We start from the raw sequence: 20,535 nt of genomic DNA on the forward strand, positions 1-20,535 counted from the left end.
TATATCTCGGCATAATAAAGGCTATGGCTAAATATTCAGATGAACTTATTGGTGTTGCACGGGCGCTTTATTTAAAAAGGTCAACACCTAAAGAAATCGCAAGTGATTTAAATCTGCCGAATGTGCGGATTGTTTACTATTGGGCGCAAAAATGGAATTGGGCTGATTTACTCAGCCATGAAAGCACGGAGGAAGCCATTGAGCGCCGCTATCAATTATTAGTCGGGCGCGATAACAAGAGTGATATTGAATTAAAAGAGCTGGATATTCTGATTGCCCATTCGGTGAAACTGCGGGCGCAAAGTAATAAGCATAAAGAAAAACTCGCCGCCGCCAAAGGGAGCAAACCGGCGCAGAATGATGGCGGTGATTTTGATGATGAGCGCCAGACGAAAAAACGCCAGTACCGCAAAAATGATATTTCCGGGCTGTCAAAAGAAGATTTCGACGTTTGGGCAGAAGAACACCTGTTTGGCTATCAAAAGCACCTGCGGCTAAATATTGGCGAACAAGTACGCAATATCCTGAAAAGCCGCCAGATTGGCGCGACATGGTATTTTGCTTTTGAGGCCTTTGAAAATGCGGTGTTAACCGGTGACCCGCAAATATTCCTGTCTGCCTCCCGCGCTCAGGCAGAGGTTTTCCGCTCGTATATCGTCAATATTGCCCAGCAGTATTTTGATATTACACTAACCGGTAACCCTATCCGGTTGAGTAACGGCGCAGAGCTGCGTTTCCTGTCTACCAACAAAAACACCGCCCAATCATACAGCGGCCATCTGTATTGCGATGAATATTTTTGGGTGCCGAACTTTGCCAAATTAAATGAAGTGGCCAGTGCCATGGCCACCCATGATAAATGGCGCACTACCTACTTTTCGACACCCAGCGCCAAAACTCATCAGGCTTATCCGTTCTGGACAGGTGATGAATGGAAGCGCGGCAGTAAGAAACGCGCCAAAGTTATCTTTCCATCATTTGATGAAATGCGTGATGGTGGTCGCCGCTGCCCGGATGGCCAATGGCGTTATGTCATTACCATGGAAGATGCCATTCGCAATGGCTTTAATCTGGCCAGCCTTGAAAAGCTGCGTAACCGTTATAACGTTGATGCACTCAACATGCTGTACATGTGCGTGTTTGTGGACAGCAAAGATGCGGTGTTCTCTTTTGATGACTTGCAGCAAGCCGGGGTGGATGCTGCAACTTGGCAGGATCACGACGAAAAAGCAGCGCGGCCCTTTGGTAATCGTGAGGTATGGGGCGGTTTTGACCCGGCCCGCTCCGGTGACCTGTCTACTTTTGTGATTATCGCGCCACCACTCTATGAGGGCGAAAAATTCCGGGTATTACGGGTGATCCACTGGCAGGGGATGAATTTCCGCTATCAGGCTAACCAAATTAAAAAACTGTTCCAGCAATATCACATTACCTATATCGGTGTGGATGTGACCGGCATTGGCCAGGGTGTATTTGAAAACATCCAACACTTTGCCATCCGGCAGGCGGTGGCCATCCGCTATGGCGTAGAAACCAAAAACCGGCTGGTGATGAAAGCCGCCGATGTGGTGGAAAGCAAACGTATCGAATGGGACAAAGACCGCACCGAAATTCCGGCCAGCTTTATGGCCATCCGTCACACCACTACCGCCAGCGGCAATGCCATGACATTTGTTGCAGACCGCAGCGCGGAAACCGGCCATGCGGAGGCGTTCTTTGCCATTGCTCATGCCCTCGACAATGAGCCACTTAACTACGAAAACAAATTAACATCCCGCTGGAGGCTGAAGAAAGCAGCATGAAACGCCCAAATAAGCGCGCTATGAAGCGCCAAGATAACCACGGCAAAAACCGCAAGATGAGCATTATCAGCTTCGGCAAACCAGAGCCAATACTCACCACTGGCACCGATTACCGCGATATCTGGTATGACAATGACTATGACCATTACACCCTGCCGATTGACCGGCTGGCGCTGGCACAGTTGGTTAACCTCAATGGCCAACATGGCGGCGTCATTTATGCCCGTAAAAATATGGTGGCATCCGATTACCAGAGCGGTGGCCTGACCCATGAAGAGATTGAAGCCGCTATTTTTGATTATTTTACCTTTGGTGATGTCGGCATTCTGAAAATCCGTAATGGCTGGGGCAACGTGATTGGTCTGGCCCCCTTACCGGCGCTGTACACCCGTATCCGCAAAAGCGGTGAATTTGTGGTATTGCAGGAGGGTGAACCTCTTGTTTACCCGGAAAATGACGTGATTTTTCTCAAACAATACGACCCACAACAACAGATTTATGGCCTGCCGGATTATATCGGTGGTATTCACTCAGCATTGCTAAACAGTGAAGCGGTCATTTTCCGCCGCCGCTATTACCACAATGGGGCGCACACTGGCGGTATTTTGTATACCAGTGACCCGTCAATGACCGATGAAGTGGAGGAAGAAATTGAACGCCAGCTAGCTGACAGCAAAGGGATTGGTAATTTCAGCACCATCTTGGTCAACATTCCGAACGGTGACCCGGAGGCGGTGAAATTCATTCAAATGGGGGATATCAGCGCCAAAGATGAATTTGCCAATGTGAAAAATATCAGTGCGCAGGACATTCTCAATGCTCACCGCTTCCCGGCAGGGTTAGCCGGGCAGATACCGGAAAATGCTGCGGGGTTAGGTGACCCGGAAAAAGCGCGGAACACGTATCGAAAAGACGAGATTTTACCGGTACAACGCCGCTTTAGTGCTGCCATTAGTGCCGATCCAGAGATCCCGACGCATCTACAGCTAAATTTTGATGCACAAACAGCAAACTCGGGTGCGTTATGAGCAGAAACACGTTAAAATTCCAGAAGTTCGCCACTTTTGGAGCCAGAAACATGCGAGTGATGAAAGTCTTATGCCCTGAATGCGGTGGCGCGGCCATTATCCGGAAAACCAACCGTAAACATCGGCAGATTTCAGATTTATATTGCGCCTGTAATGATGTGGAATGCGGCCATACTTTTGTAATGAATGTGACCTTTTCGCATACCATTAGCCCCAGCGCTAAAACCGGGGATAAACTGATTAAAACCGTTGTCGATTCCATGAATCCGCAGCAGCGGCAAATGATGCTTAACCTGTTGCAAGGTAGTGCATCAGCCGCCTGACTACTGGCCTCCAATATGGGGGCCTTTTTGTTGCTGCTTATCCAGTTCAATGGTCAATGAGGTAGTCATTTCGGCAATCCAAACTAATGCCAAATCCCTGTCCTCTTCATTGCACTGGTTATTCGTGACCAACCTTGCAACCAAATCAATACGCTGCAACGCTAAAGATTCAAAAAATAAATCTGTCACGACTTCCTCCACTCATCATGTTTATACTGTATTTATGTACAGTATAATAAAATTAAGAAAATAGGAAACAGCTAACTGCCTGTTTCCTCGGAATTTCATGAGCGTAATCAATTCCAGCCCGGCCAGCGCTGGTGTTCCGGTAGCGGGGCGACCTCTTCTAACCGACCATTTATTAACCTTACTGAGCGATCACCGTAGAATTGCAAGCTGCTACCCCGTTCCAATATCGCGATTTCCTCTTCATCACCCATAAAACCCCGACGGCGTAATTCTTCTATTAATCGTTGCCGGGCATCCGGCGTACAGTTATTGACAGAACTCCTAGCGGCGGCGTTGCCGCCAGAAAAAGCCAAACCCCCGGCCTGCGCTGCGCTTTCGGCCAACTTCGGCACAATCTGCCACTTAACCAGACGGGTGCAGACAGCGGAGTCCTCTCCCAGTAACGGCGAATAGATACCCAAAACCCGTTTAACGTCCTCGGCGTAGATGTTACCCATTTCGGTGATTTCATATGACAGGCGCACGGTCAAACAATCCCGGCTCACCATCGGCCCGCCCTGAAACTCGGTGTAGGCGTACCAGTTGCCCACATCCGCAGCAAAGCGCACATTATCCATATCCTGATCCGGTAGTATTTGTCCGTCTCCGGGCAAGCGGCGTAACTCGCGCCAGACAGTAACCGGCGCACCACCGATTTGCTGAAACTGCCGGATGCGCCAGCGGCTGGCCCATGCGGTAACGGCTTTAGCCATCTCTCGTGCATTACCGCCCGTCTCGCCGTCTTGCTCATCATCCAGCGCGTAACCGTCGATATTCTTTGAGATATATTTCGCGATATAGCCGGTTGCACTGCCCTTGGCCGGATCAATGGGTTCAGCATGGAAACGGGCTTTCAGTGCTTCGGGGCTTTGTAATGACTCGGAATCTTCTAACCGGGCGTAATAGCAAAGGATGTCACGCACCTGATCAACGTGTTGCGGCAGCATAAACAGCAACACATGCCAGTGCGGGGTACCATCGTGGTGCGGTTCTACCACCCGAAAGCCAAAGACATTAATCCCGGCACGGGCAATCGCTGCACGGGATTTAGCCCATACGCTGCATAAATATTTTTGTGTCTGCCTTGGGCTGGCTCCATTCCAATTGGTGACAAAGCCGCCACCGTGATAGACCGCATGATATTTAGACGGCGCAGTAATGGTGTAAAACTCCCCCACACAGCCCATTTCATTGGCTAAATCTTCAAAACCTCGCATTCTAACCATCAGTTCACATCTCCGTATTGCAGGATTGGCGTTGCTGCCGTTCACCATGTCTTCTAACGAAACCCGTTCACCGTCCTGATTTTCCAGCTCAAACGCTTTGAAAAACTCCCGGTTACGCCGTTTTTGCTCTACCCATTCGGCCATGGTTGACCGGCTGACATAGGCTGACGCTGATTTCTGTACTTGCCCCACCGCAATGGCCATATGTTCACGGCGCACATCGCGCAGGCGTTTTAAACGCACACGCCACCAATCCGGTGCCATCATGCGCAGTAGGCCGGATTCAATTTTTCGCGGGTTGATTGTCTTGCGGCTGGAATTGAATTCGCGCCAGTACGGCGGTTCAGTTCCCACTTGCTTGCTGAGCTTTACAAGGCAGATATAAGCGCGTTGGGTGCGCTGCCAGAGTTCTTGTGGGTCACTGCTCTGCCCGGTGAAATTGCGTTCGATATAGTCGGTAAAACTTTCAGACATAAAATCAGCCACCCGGTGGGACAGGTTGCGTAACTCATCACGGCCAAACGATGGCAGGCGTTCTAAATCATCGGCAAACGGCCATGGCAAAAAACCGAGCGCTTTAATGACTGGTTGATACTGGCGATTAACCATCTGTAGACGTGGCAATACATTCTCGCCCACCGTAGTGCGTAAGAATGTATTGGCATGGCGACGGCCTTTTGATTGGTACAGGTTGGAATAGCGATCACCAAAATAACGGGCCAGAAATTGAGGCATCCCGCCTAAAAACTGGCTGCGCCATTGGTGATCGGTTGGGTTCTGAACAAAGAGTTCATCTTCGGTGATGCTGATATCTTGCGGGCGGCGTAGCCCCTCCGGCTCCCGGCTGAACTCGCCATTAAAAGGTAAAGACAGGGATAAAATATCCCCGTCCATAAAATCATTTACCGGCCGCTGAATGGTGGTGGTCATTCGCTCCAGACCCGCCCACGACTCATGTTTTCCGCAACCTGCCGCAGTAACTCGATAATCTCAGTTGAAGACATTCCCTGATTAGCAATATCAGTGGCCAACCGGTCAAAATGGCCAGATAATTTAACAAGGGTGTCAATTCGGGCCTCTTTTCTGGCTATTAGCAAAGCATGTTCGCGGGACTCAGCCGCCGCCCGGTTACTCATTTCCTGCCCTACTGTTTTGTGCATATGCATGGTGTTTGCTCCGAATTTAGGTAATAAAAATCCCCGGCCACCGATGGGAGGCCGTTGGTATTTATGTTTTTGGGTTAATTAATGCAGTTGTTTGGTAATACTGGCTGACGCACAAGAGTGGTTAATTTGCGTCAAGCCGTGGATCTCAATGGTTCTATTCCACCAGTTATTAATCATGCAGGTTAAAGAGCCTAATCCCAGCCAGCCGGACATATGATAAATGGCGCGAATAGAGGCCAGCGCTTCGACCTGATCACTATTTGATTCAGCCTCACGGTATGCCCGGCACCAAAATGCAGCATGAGCAGAAAACCATTGGTGTGGGTTGGTCAGATGAATGGTGTCATTAAACATAATTGGCTGTAATTCGACGCTGTTACCCGCCAAACGACATTTACCCAAGAAGAATTGCGCGTAATTATGGGCCACGCCCCAATGGCTAAAATCATCTAACAGGCCGTTTCTATCTACTGATATTGCTTTCATCGTGTTTCCTTAATTATCGGTGTAATGCATATTGGCCATCGATTGGGCTGCAATCATTTCCGGGCCGTAGTTTTTTACCGGTACCGGTTGATGCTGCGGCTTCCGATTGCGCTTATTCTCTTTCACAAAATCCAACGTACCGACTTGGCCAAATGTATCTACTAAAGCCCGTAGTCGCTGAATCCCTCGCTGCAACTGATGTAATTCTTCACGGGAAAAATCATCCCACAGATACCGGCAGTGCTCTGACTTCATACCTGCGGAGTGGAGTAAAATTCCCCGGTGCTGTGCCGGTAGCTTTTCCCATATCACCCTTGCCCGGCTGTGACTGCCGGTCACTTTGTTGCGGATAATGGCTATCCATTTGCTGTTATTGGCTGACATGCTTACCCCCTTAAACCCATCAAACGGAACCACCACCGGCGGCGTTTGGTTTTAAAGATGGGTTTACGTGATTCCCCTAGAAACACCACTCGGCTGGTACAAGGTTGCCAGCGCTGGCCGTTTGGTAATTCAATCCAGCCGTGGCCAAAATGGTTTAATTGTTGGCTGGGTGATTGTTGTTTCAGGTAGTTAGCGAAAACTTTCATAAGTTCCTCAGTTCAGACCCGGAACCAGCCCGCTGGCGCTGATAAAATCAACCGCTGCGGCCAGAACTGGCGTGGATTGGAAACGCGCTTCAACCGATACAACAATCAGCGACAGGTCACGTATGGCCTGATTCGCACGGTCAAGAATGGCGTTTCTACGGGATTGCGTCATAGGCCCGGCAGTTACGGTTTCACCGGCAATTGCGCCGATTGCCGCCGTAGCGCTCAGGGTATGAATAGGTAAATTAGCGGGATTGGCTTCATTAACCGGTACCGCTGGTAAACATTGCAGTTGAGACAGCAAGCCATCTAACAGCGTTGGATCTTCGGTAATGTCAGTGAGCGTCAACAGTTCAATGCAGCTCAACTGGTGCGGCTGGTCAGGGTTAAGTTTATTACGCAACATTTGCGGCTTCATACCGATTTGCTCGGCAACCGCCGTTAAATTGTTATTCCGGGCGAAAGCACGGCATGACATATCAAAGCGCGGGTGTTTAGAAAGCTGGAAATCAAACATGGTCGATACCCTCCCAATAACGCAATATCGAACTAGGCGATTGCAATATCACAATTCGAGAGAGCATCTACGGTGAGTGCGGCCATGTTGATCATGACTTTTTCGCGCTTCATATCTTTACGCAAGCGGTGACGAACTAAACGACCATCAGCAAGCATTGCTCTGATGGTGTCAGAATCTAAGCCCGTTAATTCACTATATTTCTCTACTGTGACATGGGGGGTCAGAAGAGTGATTGAAATGTTAGGTCTCATAGTGCAACATCCCTCTTTTATCAGTGCTTATTAGTGACGAATAGTACTAGTTCACATTTTGAAATCATGAGAACTATAAGATCACAATAAACGAACGTCAATAAAAAAAGTTCACACGGTGAAATCTTATGGATTTAAATAAAGGTGGCCGCGGCGCTATCGAGCGCATGGTGGAAGCCTATGGTTTTACAACCCGTCAGGCACTTTGCGATCAATTGAATGTGTCGAAAAGTACGCTTGCAACGCGTTATATGCGTGATTCATTCCCATCTGATTGGGTTATTCAGTGTGCTTTAGAGACTGGTGCATCGCTGCGTTGGTTAACTACTGGTGAGGGCGCGATGTACGAAAATGCTAAACAGCTTGATATCGTGCAGATTCCTCGCCAAAAGTTGTTAGACGGCAAACTCTACGATTCAAATTTCTATATGTTCGATAAGGCGTTCTTGCCTGATGGATTGAAAGACCCGGTTGTTATCCTTGATGGTGATACCACCTATATTGCCGATCGTAAGTTCGATGAAGTACAGGACGGTAAATGGGTTGTTGATATAGAGGGAACAATCAGTATCCGAGATATTATTCGTATTCCCGGTGGTAAAGTACGGGTTGAGGGCGGGAAGTTTGCTTTTGATTGCAATTTAGAAGATATAAAAATCAACCAAAAAATTGAAATGTTATGTATTAAATAAAAGGAGTTATTATGACAGGTGTAGTTACTTTTGTTTATGTTAACACTAAAAAAATTGTACGTGTACAATCTATAAACGACATTTCCGAGAATGATACTTATCTACAAGGAGTCAGCTTACTTGAAGATGAGGAAGGCAAACTGAAAACATTTAGGAAAGATAGAATATATAAATTTGTTAATTCCATAGAAGAGGGATTAGCAGCAATTGATAAAGGCATTACTGACGGCGATTTTTATTTCAAAGATCAAAAGAAAGAGATTTTTGATGTTTGTTTTACTGGTTTTAAAAAAGATAGAAAATCTGAATTAGAAGCACTTGCATCAAATAATAATATGTTAGTCAGAAAAACCGTATCCAAAGGCTTAAAATTATTATGTTACGGCTATAATGCAGGGCCAACAAAACTATCTTTAGCCCGTAAAGCCGGGGCCATCATTTTAGATGAAAATGAATTTATTAATTTCATTGAATCAGGTGAAATACCTGAATAAAAATCACTACAGGAGTAGAACCTGATGATAAATTTAGACAATAAAATAACATTTAGCAATAGAGATGAATATAAAAGAAAAAGTATTGCAGAAAAAATAATAAAACTCATCACTTCAGATATAGATACTTCCCCTATGATTATAGATGGAAGTTGGGGAACCGGAAAAACAGAGTTTTGCTACAAACTAATTAATTTACTAAATGAAAGCAACCCTGAATATAAGACTGTTTATGTAGACGCATTTAACGAAGACCATACAGACTCACCAATATTAACTGTTCTTGCGGCAATAGTAACTCTTTTACCTGAGACTGAAAGACCTGCATTAATTAAAAAGGCCCTGCCTGCTCTAAGGTTTGGTTTAAAAACCGCACTAAAGGCTGGTGCTGGCTGGGTTCTGAGACAAAACACAGATGATTTAGCTGGAGAGTTTCAAGAAGCAATAAAGGAAACCAGTAGTGCTGCAATAGATAGGACTATAGAGACACTTCTGGAAGATCATATTGATTCCGAAAAAAATATAAAAACATTAAAGATAGCGTTAAAAGAAATTTCTGATGAAAATCCAATAGTAATTTTCATTGATGAATTAGATCGCTGTAAACCTAGCTTTGCCATTTCTATTTTAGAAAATATAAAGCATGTATTTGATATAGACAATGTTCATTTTGTTTTAGTCACAAATACACAACAACTACAAGCATCGATAAACCATATCTATGGACAATCTGTTGATGCAAAAAGATATTTAGATAAATTCATTAGATTTGCATTTACATTATCTGACCATTATAAAAATGATGGTTATAAAAACGCATTAGCATCAATTTATCACTGGGATACCATTTCGCAGAAATCAAAGTCACTAATTGAAATAAAAGAACTATCAGAATATATAAAACACTTTATTGAAATAAGAAATCTATCATTACGAGAAGTAGAAACATTTGCACGTTACATAGATATATATCAAAAAGTATCATCGTGTAAATTAAAAAATAACACTGCAATGGGGTACGCTTTACTGACGATTTTTGGAATTTTTCTTTATTGTTTTGATAAAGAGACGGCGCTAGGTTTATCATTAAAAAAAACAAATATCAATTCGATTGCAGAACTCCTTGGACTTAACAATTTCGATTATACACTTGGTAGAGACACATATTACTCAAAAATAATTATATACGCATTAATATCATCAGATAACAGCTTACCTAGTAATTTTCCAAAACCTACTTCAGCCGAAAAAGCTATGTGGGATAAACATATGAGTGATTGTTTTGGGCGATTCACTCTTCACTCTAACAACTTTAGTGAAATAATCACAGATTCAATAGAGGTACTTCAGTTAAAGTAAATAATAGATGTTTATTTATTATTTATAAAACATTGACTACTGTTTATGCATACAGTTAAATACCTCCCTTATCTTCCAAGGGGGTTCTCAATGTCAGTGCGCAAACAACCAGCAGGTCAATGGCTTTGTGAGTGCTACCCGGCAGGCCGTACAGGTCGCCGGGTGAGAAAAATGTTTGCGACCAAAGGTGAAGCCTTAGCCTTTGAACGTTACACCATGGATCAGGTGAACAATAAGCCTTGGTTGGGAGATGCGCCAGACCGCCGCACGTTAAGCGAGATTGCCGAACTTTGGTACAACCTGCATGGCCGTTCTCTGGAAGCTGGTGAAAAAATTTATAAAAAACTAGAATTGATAGTTGCCGCGCTGGGTAATCCCCCCGCTCATAGTTTGAGTGGCAAAGATTTTGCTCACTACCGCTCTAAGCGTTTATCTGGCGAAATTTACTTTTCTGAGAAATGGAAGAAAGGCGCAAAGCCGGTAACCGTGAATCTGGAACAAAGTTTTTTAAGCGGTATGTTTAGCGAATTGGCCAGATTAGGCGAATGGAACTTACCGAACCCATTAGACAATCTGCGCAAATACGCCGTGGCAGAAAAAGAAATGGCGTGGCTCACCCATGAGCAGATTAAAACGCTATTGGCCGCATGTAGTCTTGGCCGGGCAGATTTGCCAATGGTAGTAAAAGTTTGTCTCAGCACCGGGGCGCGATGGAATGAGGCGGAGAAGCTCACCCGTTCGCAGGTCAGCCCGAATAAAATTACCTTTATCAGAACAAAAGGTAAAAAGAACCGTAGCGTGCCAATTAGCAAAGAACTTCATGACGAGTTAATCGCGTTAGAGGGAGACCGTCTTTTCAGTGAGTGTTATTTCCGCTTTATGGCCGCAATCAACACCACAGACATAAAGTTACCCACTGGTCAGCTTACGCATGTTTTGCGTCATACCTTTGCCGCTCACTTTATGATGTCCGGGGGCAACATTCTGGTATTGCAGCGCATCCTTGGTCACAGTGATATTCAAATGACAATGCGCTATGCTCACTTTGCGCCAGAACACTTAGAAACCGCCGTGCAGTTCAACCCGCTAACCACCATGAAAGCTGGCGACAAAGTGGCGGCGGAGGTTACCCTTCCCTAGTATTTACTACCCCTCAATAACTAATCAACTCATTGTATTTATTGTATATTGTTGTTTTATATAGAGTAATGAGACTATCGGGTTTTTTCTTGTCTGAAATTCAAGCCCCATCCCTCCCCCTTAAGGCTTTCTTAAGACAAAATTATTACAGTAGGAACATCACTACTTCTGCTCCAGGCTATTTCGTGAAGATCAACAAACCTGCCTCTCAATCAAGCGTCATGACATCGACATTAAATAATACCTCAACGGCACTGATAATTAGGACAAACTCCCTTTACTCGTTGCCGTTATCCTTTTATTTTTGGCAGGTTTTTGCATTGGTGATCAGTGGATTGCTGTTTCTTTGGTTATCCCGTGATGAACAGTTGGATTGGCTTATCAGTAATTATTGGTTTGATCCCGCCTCGCAACATTTTCCATGGGAAAATAATTACTGGCTGGATTTACTGAACCATCGCTTATTGAAAATAACCATTATCAGCGCTGCCGTTGTCACATTGCTATGGGGTTTTTATCGCCGCAATAAGCGCGTAGTCACCACTATGTTGCTGTTCGGTATCGGCCCGCTGGTGATAGGGGTGCTAAAAGCGACCAGTGCTCACTCCTGCCCTTGGGATCTGGTGGAATATGGTGGTAAATCTCTCAGCTATGTACTGATGGGAACAGCCCCGGTCGGCGCAGGCCCTGGCCACTGCTTTCCTGGCGGCCATGCCTCTAGTGGGTTTGCAGTAATGGCATTATTTTTCTTGTTTTACCCCGAGCGGCCACGGATAGCTTTACTGTGTTGGTTGGCGGGTGTGAGTCTTGGCATGTTGATGGGTTTTGGACAAATCATGCGCGGGGCACATTTTCTTACCCATAACCTGTGGGCAGGTTGGTGGGTTTGGCTCAGTCAATTGGCTGTGTATTGGATGATCAGCGGTTTTTACAACCGTAATAAGGGTAAAGAATGATTGAACAAATGAATTACTTTTTCTTTTCCATGATAAATGCCACTCCAGCATCATCGCCATGGATGATTTCTTTTGCGACTTTTATCGCACGCGATTTGATTATGATTATCCCCATATTATTAGTGGGTATGTGGTTGTGGGGGCCACAAAGCGACATGAACTCACAGCGTGCCTTAGTGACCAAAGCCGCTATCGCACTGGCTTTTTCCATGCTTTCAGCCTCCTGCATTGGGATGCTTATCCCCCACGACCGGCCTTTTGTCGTCGGTTTTGGTTATCACTTTATGAATCACACACCCGATAGTTCTTTCCCGAGTAATCACGGCACCGCTATTTTCACTTTTGCTCTGGCCTTTGTTTTTTGGCACAAACTGTGGTCCGCTCTCAGCCTGATGGTCGTAGCTGTCGCAATTGCATGGTCACGAATTTACCTGGGTGTGCACTGGCCGTTAGATATGGTGGGGGGATTTTTGCTAGGAATTGTCGGCTGTCTGTTTGCACAATTGGTGTGGAACTTGTTCGGCGACGCTATTTCAAATGGGTTGAAACGCCTCTATCAGGTTGGCTTTGCCTTACCTATCAGCAGAGGATGGGTCAGAAACTAGCGCCCTCTACGTGACTCATCTCACATTGCCGGCAGATTAAAATGCCGGCTAAATTCCCCGTAAAATCCCTTCACAATTTTAAAATATACAAAAAATCAAATAATTACGCCAACACATGGTGCTTTATGCGGTTATTTAACCATCATAAATGTAATTAAAATAACAAAATAAAATCTAAAACAGCTAGAAATGTGAGAATTAGCTTTGTTTTTTTCTGATAATGTTATTATTATAACAATAGAGCTAACTTATAGATGAACAAAAGGATAAAAATCATGACGATCAATTACGCTAATTATATTGACCATACCCTACTGGCAATGGATGCCACCGAAGAGCAAATTATTAAGCTGTGCGGAGAAGCCAAGCAGCATCATTTTTATGCGGTATGTGTTAACTCTGGGTATGTTCCAGTTGCTGCACAGCAATTAGCAGGCACCTCGGTTAAAGTGTGTTCAGTCATTGGTTTCCCACTGGGTGCTGGCTTGACCGAAGCAAAAGCCTTTGAAGCCCAAGCTGCTATCAAAGCTGGCGCACAAGAGATTGATATGGTTATCAATGTTGGCTGGTTGAAAAGTGGCAAAATCGCAGAAGTTAAAGCGGACATCAAGGCCGTGCGCGATAATTGCGCCTCCACACCGTTGAAGGTAATATTAGAAACCTGCCTGCTTAGCGATGCACAGATTGTACAAGTTTGTGAAATGTGCCGTGAGCTTGACGTCGCTTTTGTTAAAACCTCAACAGGTTTCAGCACTGGCGGCGCTAAAGAAGAGCATGTCAAATTGATGCGTGCCACAGTAGGCCAGGATATGGGGGTCAAAGCCTCCGGTGCGGTTCGTGACAGAGCGACAGCAGAAACAATGATTAAGGCCGGCGCAACACGAATTGGCACCAGTTCTGGTGTTGTTATCGTTTCAGGCCAGCAAGCATCGGCGTCAAGTTACTAACTTATTATACACCCCAAATAATTCAAGTTGCAGGAAGGCGGCAATTGAGTAAATCCCGATGAGCTTACTCAGGTAAGTGATTCGGGTGACAAATCGGTCGGGAACCGATTTGAACGCTGCTTGTAGCGGCCTCGCAGAGGCGAGGCCCATGGACGGGCCGAGTAACGAGAGCTGCCAACGCACATGTAGCTTGAAGTATGACGGGTAAAGCCCGGTTATTGCCGGGCTTACTTATTCCATGTACTGTTTGCACTCTTTGTTTTGCGCTTTTTATTTTACGCTTTTTATTTTACGGTACATGGTGTTAAAAATAACTCGTCAGGGATAGCTTATGGAAACTCGCCGTGCAGAACGTATCAATAAACTTACTCAGGCCCTTAAGCGCTCCGACAAAATCCATCTAAAAGACGCAGCCAATCTATTGCGTGTTTCTGAAATGACGATTCGGCGAGATCTGAGTGCCGAACCTACTTCCGTCATTTTACTGGGCGGTTATGTAGTGATGGACCCCAAAAGCAACAATGCCAATAACTATTTTGTTTCCGACCAACAAGCCAAGCAGGTGGAAGAAAAACGCCTAATTGGTCAGTTAGCGGCACGTCTTATTACGGAAAATGACACCGTTTTTTTTGACTGCGGCACCACAATTCCTTCAATAATCGATGAGATAGATGAGGAACTGTCATTTACTGCCATCTGCTACTCCCTCAATACCTTCTTGTCTTTACAAGACAAACCCAATTGCAAAGTTATCTTGTGCGGGGGTGAATTCAAACCCAATAACTATATTTTCACCCCTATTAGCCAACATAATGAGCTGGATAATGCTTGCCCAAATAAAGCTTTTATCTCTGCGGCGGGCGTTTCTATTGAGTATGGAGCCACCTGTTTCAACTTTGATGAGATCTTGTTGAAACACCGTGCCATTGCCAAATCCCAGCATAAAATCCTGGTGGCTGACCACAGCAAATTTGGCAAAATCAAGCCCGCCAGTATTGGTGCGCTAACACTTTTTGATGCCATTGTGACCAACCGTCAGCCCGATAGCGAATTCAGCCAGTTCTTTTTACAGCACAATATCAAAACCTACTGTTAGGTTCTTTTCCCCCTTATATACTCTAAATAATTCGAGTTACAGGAAGGCGGCAAGAGAGAGAACCCCGATGAGCTTACTCTCGTAAGTGATTCGGGTAATTGAACGTAGCCACCGCACATGCAGCTTGAAGTATAACGAGTATAGATACGGATAACGGGCAAGATGCGTGCACCGCATCTTGCTGCTCGCTAGATACTCCCTCTCATTTATGTTATCCATAATGGCTGACCCCTTTGATTACATAGTAAAAATCCTAGTTCAACAAACACTCAATAGATAATTCCTTCACCTCTATCAGATAAAAAATGGATTATATTTAAGCAAAATAATCTGATGGCAAATAACCATATTTAATTTGTGGCTTAATGGTGCTTCTATCCATGCTAAATTTAAAACACGATTCCATTGTCGAATTAATATCCACTTATATTTGGGTTTAAGGTAAATTAATTTAACATTTAGTGTTCTTTTAATGCATTCAATTAAAGGAATAGCGTTAGTTTATTGTCTGACAATTACTAATCGCTCATTTTCATATGACAAATAAAGCATAGAGTACCAATAATCACTCGCTGACTTATTCCTGCCCATCAACACTCTTATTGTTGTTTTCTTATTTCACTGTTTATATCACCGCCATTTCCAGATGCTATTGCTTATTCGCATAAAAAATTAAAATACCATTAATATCAATAAGTTAAACAAATTAACTTTCTTTACATTAATGATATTCGTCAACAAACCGGTTAAAAAACCGATTTTTACTAGATTCGCAAGCTGGGTTAAAATATATTGCCCACCAAGATATTAAGGGATAAAAAATAAATCGTTTATTTATTGTTCAGTAAGAAAGAGGTGTTTTTCATTGTGCTTATTGATGGATTATAAACATTCATATAACAATAGTTTGTAAATCTGCAACAAGTCATGAATGTCGAGTTTATTGAGCATTTGCGAGCATGATCACGGTAGTTTTCACTACAAATCGCTATCTTGCCGCCAGCAAAAACTACTGTTCTTTAGGAACAACAAAAATATCCGATAAAGTGAATTCACCCTCTTAAAATCGGTTAAATTTTGCACTTTAACGTTTAGGTATAAATCACAACCACGACACCAAAGTAATAACCAGGGTACCAACTTTAAACAAATCGTTTTGACTGAATTTTTCGCCTGATAACGTCGCTAAATAAGGCATTACAGGTACTTAACTTTCGGCTCTTAATTTTAAATTAACGTGTTCACATTGGAGATTTTTCATGGACACTACTCAAACAGGCACTATTGCCTCATCGGGAAAAACTTCATCAAGTACATGGCGTAAAAGTGACACCATGTGGATGTTGGGTCTGTACGGTACGGCAATCGGTGCAGGTGTATTGTTCCTGCCAATCAATGCGGGTATCGGTGGCCTGCTACCGCTGATCGTTATGGCTATTATTGCTTTCCCAATGACCTTCTATGCGCACCGTGGCCTGTGCCGTTTTGTGCTGTCAGGTAAAAATCCGGGAGAAGATATCACTGAAGTGGTTGAAGAGCATTTTGGTCAAGGCGCGGGTAAACTGATTACCCTGCTTTACTTCTTCGCTATCTACCCAATTTTGTTGGTCTACAGTGTCGCGATTACTAACACCGTTGATAGCTTTATTACTCATCAGATGCATCTGCCATCGCCACCGCGTGCCATTCTGTCGCTGATCCTTATCATCGGCCTGATGACTATCGTGCGTTTTGGTGAGCATGCCATTGTGAAAGCAATGAGTATTCTGGTATTCCCATTTGTTGCAGTATTAATGCTGCTGGCTGTTTACCTGATCCCTAACTGGTCAAGTGCGATCTTCGAACACGTTTCCATGGATGGCAATGGTACTGGCAGTGGTCTGTGGATGACTCTGTGGCTGGTAATTCCGGTGATGGTGTTCTCATTCAACCACTCCCCAATCATCTCTGCCTTTGCAGTAGCAAAACGCGAAGAATATGGTGTTGATGCTGAGAAAAAATGCTCCCGCATTTTAGCTTTCGCACACATCATGATGGTTGTTACCGTGATGTTCTTCGTATTCAGCTGCGTCCTGAGCCTGTCCCCTGCGGATCTGGCAGAAGCGAAAAGCCAGAATATCTCCATTCTGTCTTACCTGGCTAACCACTTTAATACCCCAATGATTGCCTACATGGCACCGGTTATTGCCTTTATCGCTATCACTAAATCTTTCCTGGGCCACTATCTGGGCGCACGTGAAGGCTTCAATGGCATGATGATCAAATCTCTGCGCAGCAAAGGCAAAGAGATCAATCATGACAAATTGAACCGCATTACTGCCCTGTTCATGCTGGTCACCACCTGGATAGTAGCAACCATGAACCCCAGCATTCTGGGCATGATTGAAACACTGGGTGGCCCAATTATCGCGATGCTATTGTTCCTGATGCCAATGTACGCCATCCATAAAGTTCCGGCGATGCGTAAATACAGCGGCAAAGTAAGCAACGTATTCGTGGTCATCATGGGTCTTATTGCTATCTCAGCAATCTTGTTCAGCCTGTTCGGTAAATGATTCTGACGCTGGCTAACCTCCACGGCCAGCTCATTAGCATCAACTGAGAATCGTTTCAAAAGCCGGTGCGTCCGCGCCGGCTCTTTTTCCCACGGCATATAAGCATTTTAATAATTAACGCCTTTACATGAAGGAGGCGAATAATATGGTCAGCGTTTTTGACATTTTCAAGATTGGTATTGGTCCTTCCAGCTCTCACACCGTCGGCCCGATGAAGGCTGGCAAGCTGTTTACCGATGATTTAATCGCACTGGGGCATCTTTCTGCCATCACCCGAGTCACCGTTGATGTTTACGGTTCTTTGTCTCTAACTGGCAAAGGCCACCATACCGATATCGCCATCATTATGGGTCTGGCGGGGAATCTGCCTGATACTGTTGATATTGATGCTATCCCAGGTTTTATCCGTGACGTAGCCGCACGGGAACGTTTGTTGCTGGCAAATGGTAGCCATGAAGTCGATTTTCTGGCAAATGGTGGAATGAATTTCCATGAAACCAACTTGCCGCTGCATGAAAATGGCATGACCATCAGCGCACATGCGGGCGATGACTGCATTTTCAGCAAAACCTATTACTCCATTGGCGGTGGGTTTATTGTTGATGAAGCTCACTTTGGTCAGCAAGATAGCAACGCAGTTACTGTGCCCTACCCGTTCAATTCTGCGCGTGACTTACAAAAGCACTGTAAAGATACCGGTTTATCTTTATCTGGCTTAGTGATGCAAAATGAGCTGGCTTTGCATAGTAAAACCGAGATAAGCGCGCACTTTGCGGCTATTTGGGATGTGATGCGTGCCGGTATTGAGCGCGGTATTAATACTGAAGGCCTATTGCCCGGCCCGATGAAAGTCCCGCGCCGCGCTGCTGCATTACGCCGTATGCTGGTGACTACTGATAAACATAATGCTGATCCGATGATGGTTGTCGATTGGATCAATATGTATGCCTTGGCCGTCAATGAAGAAAATGCTGCGGGTGGTCGCGTGGTCACGGCACCAACCAACGGGGCTTGCGGTATCATCCCTGCGGTACTGGCTTACTATGACAAATTCATTCGCCCAGTGAATGAGAACTCATATAGTCGCTATTTCCTGGTGGCAGGTGTTATTGGTGCGCTGTATAAAATGAATGCTTCCATTTCCGGCGCTGAAGTGGGTTGCCAGGGGGAAGTGGGTGTAGCTTGTTCAATGGCCGCAGCTGGTCTGGCGGAGTTGATGGGCGGCAGCCCTGCTCAAGTCTGTATCGCGGCTGAGATCGCCATGGAGCATAACCTGGGGCTGACTTGTGACCCCGTGGCGGGCCAAGTTCAGGTGCCATGCATTGAGCGTAACGCCATTTCTGCGGTGCAAGCGGTTAACTCAGCGCGTATGGCATTGCGCCGCACCAGCGAGCCTAGTGTCTGTCTGGATAAAGTCATCGAAACGATGTACGAAACCGGCAAAGATATGAACTCAAAATATCGTGAAACCTCCCGTGGTGGTTTGGCAATCAAGGTTGTTGCCTGTAACTGATTGCTATCAGGATAGAAAAGTAAGGGCGACTTGAGAGCCGCCCTTGAAGTTAATGACAACCCTATTTTGTCGCACCGAGACTAGCTGGGCGACTGCACCGATGGGCGCTCCGACGGCTCACGCCACTTGTATTTTAAATAGATAGGGACCCATACGGCACATTTCCCAGCTTATCAGCTTTGTTAGCCGTCTGAAAGGCGACTTGCTAGTCGCCCTTTTGCTTGAGATTAGCTAAATAACTGGCTGATTTTCATCATCAAAAAACCCCAGATGCGGCTGAAGAACCCGCCCTCTTTGACTTCGTTTAATACCACTAATGGGCGCTGATCAATGGTTTTCCCATTCAGTTGAAAATCAATAGTCCCGACTACCTGATGCTTCGCCAGCGGGGCACGCAACTCAGTCTCATTCAGCTTATAACTGGCTTTCAAATTCTTCATTTGCCCTTTCGGGATGGTGATAGCAGCATCCTCCGCCACACCCAGTTCAGCTTGTCCAGTGTCACCAAACCATACTTTCTGCGTCACAAAAGGCTTGGTGGCCTTAATCGGCACCACCGTTTCATAGAAGCGGAATCCCCAGGTCAATAGCTTCTCACTTTCACTGAAACGGACTCTGTCACTGGGTGCGCCTAGAACAACAGAGATCAAACGCATCGGCCCGTCGGTAGCAGAAGCCACCAGATTATGCCCAGCGCCAGCGGTAAAGCCGGTTTTCATACCATCTACGTTGAGATTAGTACTCCATAACAATCGGTTACGGTTAATCTGGCGGATTTTATTAAAGGTAAATTCTTTCTCTTTATGCAATGCATATTCATCTGGAACATCGCGGATCAACGCCTGCCCCAATACAGCCATATCATGTGCGGTACTGTACTGACCAGGAGCATCAAGGCCATGCACCGTCATGAAATGGGTGTTATTGAGGCCGAACGCTTTAGCGTAATTATTCATCAAGCCAACAAAACTGTCCTGACTACCGGCAATATAATCCGCCAACGCGATACTGGCATCATTACCAGACTGGATCACAATACCTTTATTCAAGTCGGACAATTTCACTTGATCGCCCGGTTTCAAAAACATCAATGAGGAGCCGCGCAGTGCCGGGTTACCGGTGGCCCAGGCATCTTTGCCGACCGTCACTAAATCGTCCGGATGCACTTTACCGGCTTTAATTGCCTGTCCAATCACATAACTGGACATAATTTTTGTCAGGCTGGCCGGGTCAAGGCGTTGGTCACTGTTCCCTTCTGCCAGCACTTTTCCACTGTTGTAATCCATCAATACATAGGCTTTGGCGTCTATCGCAGGAGCCGCAGGAGAGTCAGCCGCGTGGGCATAAGGCAGTGCCAAGAGCAACAAACCAGCACTGAAAGTCAGCTTTTTAAGCTTAAACGGGGGAATAAATTTCATCATGAGGTCGCCAGAGTATCCTTGCAAATAATCGGAAATAAGTGGTATTCCCAGAAAAAACCACTGTCCAATTAGCGAAAAAGTAACGTTTTTTCACTGGTACTGAAATATTAGCTTAGCCACAAATTAGTACCGTTCTA

22 protein-coding genes are annotated in these 20,535 nt (G+C 45.3%); 13 read left to right on the plus strand and 9 right to left on the minus strand.

Annotated elements, in window-relative coordinates:
- Positions 1-23 precede the first annotated feature (23 nt).
- From FGL26_RS07835 to FGL26_RS07845, 3 genes are read left to right on the plus strand one after another with little or no spacing between them, the layout of a single operon-like run.
- On the plus strand, positions 24-1,802 hold the full coding sequence (locus tag FGL26_RS07835; RefSeq protein WP_138060226.1) for a terminase large subunit domain-containing protein: 1,779 nt from the start codon (positions 24-26) through the stop codon (positions 1,800-1,802).
- The gene (locus FGL26_RS07840; protein WP_005171247.1) at positions 1,799-2,830 is read left to right on the plus strand and encodes a phage portal protein; all 1,032 of its coding nucleotides are present in this window, start codon (positions 1,799-1,801) and stop codon (positions 2,828-2,830) included. Before FGL26_RS07835 ends, FGL26_RS07840 begins: the two co-directional genes overlap by 4 nt.
- Positions 2,827-3,153, plus strand: a complete 327-nt coding sequence (locus FGL26_RS07845) for an Ogr/Delta-like zinc finger protein (protein ID WP_050138358.1) — start codon at positions 2,827-2,829, stop codon at positions 3,151-3,153. Before FGL26_RS07840 ends, FGL26_RS07845 begins: the two co-directional genes overlap by 4 nt.
- On the opposite strand, the gene FGL26_RS07850 is transcribed toward FGL26_RS07845, so the two are convergent.
- From FGL26_RS07850 to FGL26_RS07885, 8 genes are all read right to left on the minus strand, one after another.
- Positions 3,154-3,342, minus strand: coding sequence for a hypothetical protein (locus FGL26_RS07850; protein ID WP_005171254.1), 189 nt, complete (start codon positions 3,340-3,342; stop codon positions 3,154-3,156). It lies immediately after the preceding gene.
- Between the two features lie 107 nt (positions 3,343-3,449).
- Complete coding sequence (locus FGL26_RS07855; protein ID WP_005171260.1) at positions 3,450-5,537, minus strand: replication endonuclease; 2,088 nt, start codon at positions 5,535-5,537, stop codon at positions 3,450-3,452.
- The gene (locus FGL26_RS07860; RefSeq protein ID WP_005171263.1) at positions 5,534-5,773 is read right to left on the minus strand and encodes a DUF2732 family protein; all 240 of its coding nucleotides are present in this window, start codon (positions 5,771-5,773) and stop codon (positions 5,534-5,536) included. The genes FGL26_RS07855 and FGL26_RS07860 overlap by 4 nt, the downstream gene beginning before the upstream one ends.
- A 78-nt stretch (positions 5,774-5,851) precedes the next feature.
- On the minus strand, positions 5,852-6,259 hold the full coding sequence (locus tag FGL26_RS07865) for a hypothetical protein (protein ID WP_005171265.1): 408 nt from the start codon (positions 6,257-6,259) through the stop codon (positions 5,852-5,854).
- Positions 6,260-6,268: 9 nt separating this feature from the next.
- A complete protein-coding gene (locus FGL26_RS07870) occupies positions 6,269-6,643 on the minus strand; it encodes a hypothetical protein (RefSeq protein ID WP_005171268.1) in 375 nt (124 codons plus the stop codon).
- A gap of 2 nt (positions 6,644-6,645) precedes the next feature.
- Positions 6,646-6,849 (minus strand): phage filamentation protein Fil family protein, encoded by a 204-nt coding sequence (locus FGL26_RS07875; protein WP_005171271.1) that lies wholly within the window; start codon positions 6,847-6,849, stop codon positions 6,646-6,648.
- Positions 6,850-6,856: 7 nt separating this feature from the next.
- A complete protein-coding gene (locus FGL26_RS07880) occupies positions 6,857-7,366 on the minus strand; it encodes a phage regulatory CII family protein (protein WP_005171274.1) in 510 nt (169 codons plus the stop codon).
- Between the two features lie 32 nt (positions 7,367-7,398).
- Positions 7,399-7,620, minus strand: coding sequence for a hypothetical protein (locus FGL26_RS07885; RefSeq protein ID WP_005171278.1), 222 nt, complete (start codon positions 7,618-7,620; stop codon positions 7,399-7,401).
- Between the two features lie 128 nt (positions 7,621-7,748).
- On the opposite strand from FGL26_RS07885, the gene FGL26_RS07890 reads away from it, so the two are divergent.
- From FGL26_RS07890 to FGL26_RS07935, 10 genes are all read left to right on the plus strand, one after another.
- On the plus strand, positions 7,749-8,312 hold the full coding sequence (locus FGL26_RS07890; protein WP_005171287.1) for a phage repressor protein CI: 564 nt from the start codon (positions 7,749-7,751) through the stop codon (positions 8,310-8,312).
- An 11-nt stretch (positions 8,313-8,323) separates the two neighbouring features.
- The gene (locus FGL26_RS07895) at positions 8,324-8,806 is read left to right on the plus strand and encodes a BRCT domain-containing protein (protein WP_005171292.1); all 483 of its coding nucleotides are present in this window, start codon (positions 8,324-8,326) and stop codon (positions 8,804-8,806) included.
- Between the two features lie 24 nt (positions 8,807-8,830).
- Positions 8,831-10,165: a KAP family P-loop NTPase fold protein gene (locus tag FGL26_RS07900; protein WP_005171294.1), complete on the plus strand. Its 1,335-nt coding sequence runs from the start codon at positions 8,831-8,833 to the stop codon at positions 10,163-10,165.
- A gap of 90 nt (positions 10,166-10,255) precedes the next feature.
- Positions 10,256-11,305, plus strand: a complete 1,050-nt coding sequence (locus tag FGL26_RS07905; protein ID WP_005171299.1) for a phage integrase — start codon at positions 10,256-10,258, stop codon at positions 11,303-11,305.
- A 284-nt stretch (positions 11,306-11,589) separates the two neighbouring features.
- Complete coding sequence (locus tag FGL26_RS07910) at positions 11,590-12,261, plus strand: phosphatase PAP2 family protein (protein ID WP_032902886.1); 672 nt, start codon at positions 11,590-11,592, stop codon at positions 12,259-12,261.
- Positions 12,261-12,866, plus strand: a complete 606-nt coding sequence (gene ybjG / locus FGL26_RS07915; RefSeq protein ID WP_166792491.1) for an undecaprenyl-diphosphate phosphatase — start codon at positions 12,261-12,263, stop codon at positions 12,864-12,866. The genes FGL26_RS07910 and ybjG overlap by 1 nt, the downstream gene beginning before the upstream one ends.
- Before the next feature lie 275 nt (positions 12,867-13,141).
- Positions 13,142-13,813 (plus strand): deoxyribose-phosphate aldolase, encoded by a 672-nt coding sequence (deoC, locus tag FGL26_RS07920; RefSeq protein WP_005171305.1) that lies wholly within the window; start codon positions 13,142-13,144, stop codon positions 13,811-13,813.
- A gap of 331 nt (positions 13,814-14,144) precedes the next feature.
- Complete coding sequence (gene deoR, locus FGL26_RS07925) at positions 14,145-14,909, plus strand: DNA-binding transcriptional repressor DeoR (RefSeq protein ID WP_005171306.1); 765 nt, start codon at positions 14,145-14,147, stop codon at positions 14,907-14,909.
- A gap of 1,259 nt (positions 14,910-16,168) precedes the next feature.
- The gene (locus FGL26_RS07930) at positions 16,169-17,464 is read left to right on the plus strand and encodes an HAAAP family serine/threonine permease (protein ID WP_005171308.1); all 1,296 of its coding nucleotides are present in this window, start codon (positions 16,169-16,171) and stop codon (positions 17,462-17,464) included.
- Between the two features lie 145 nt (positions 17,465-17,609).
- Complete coding sequence (locus tag FGL26_RS07935; protein WP_005171310.1) at positions 17,610-18,977, plus strand: L-serine ammonia-lyase; 1,368 nt, start codon at positions 17,610-17,612, stop codon at positions 18,975-18,977.
- A 227-nt stretch (positions 18,978-19,204) separates the two neighbouring features.
- On the opposite strand, the gene FGL26_RS07940 is transcribed toward FGL26_RS07935, so the two are convergent.
- Complete coding sequence (locus FGL26_RS07940; protein WP_032902888.1) at positions 19,205-20,398, minus strand: serine hydrolase; 1,194 nt, start codon at positions 20,396-20,398, stop codon at positions 19,205-19,207.
- Positions 20,399-20,535: the final 137 nt, after the last annotated feature.

Origin of the sequence: Yersinia enterocolitica subsp. enterocolitica (assembly GCF_901472495.1) — a bacterium.
GTDB lineage: Bacteria > Pseudomonadota > Gammaproteobacteria > Enterobacterales > Enterobacteriaceae > Yersinia > Yersinia enterocolitica.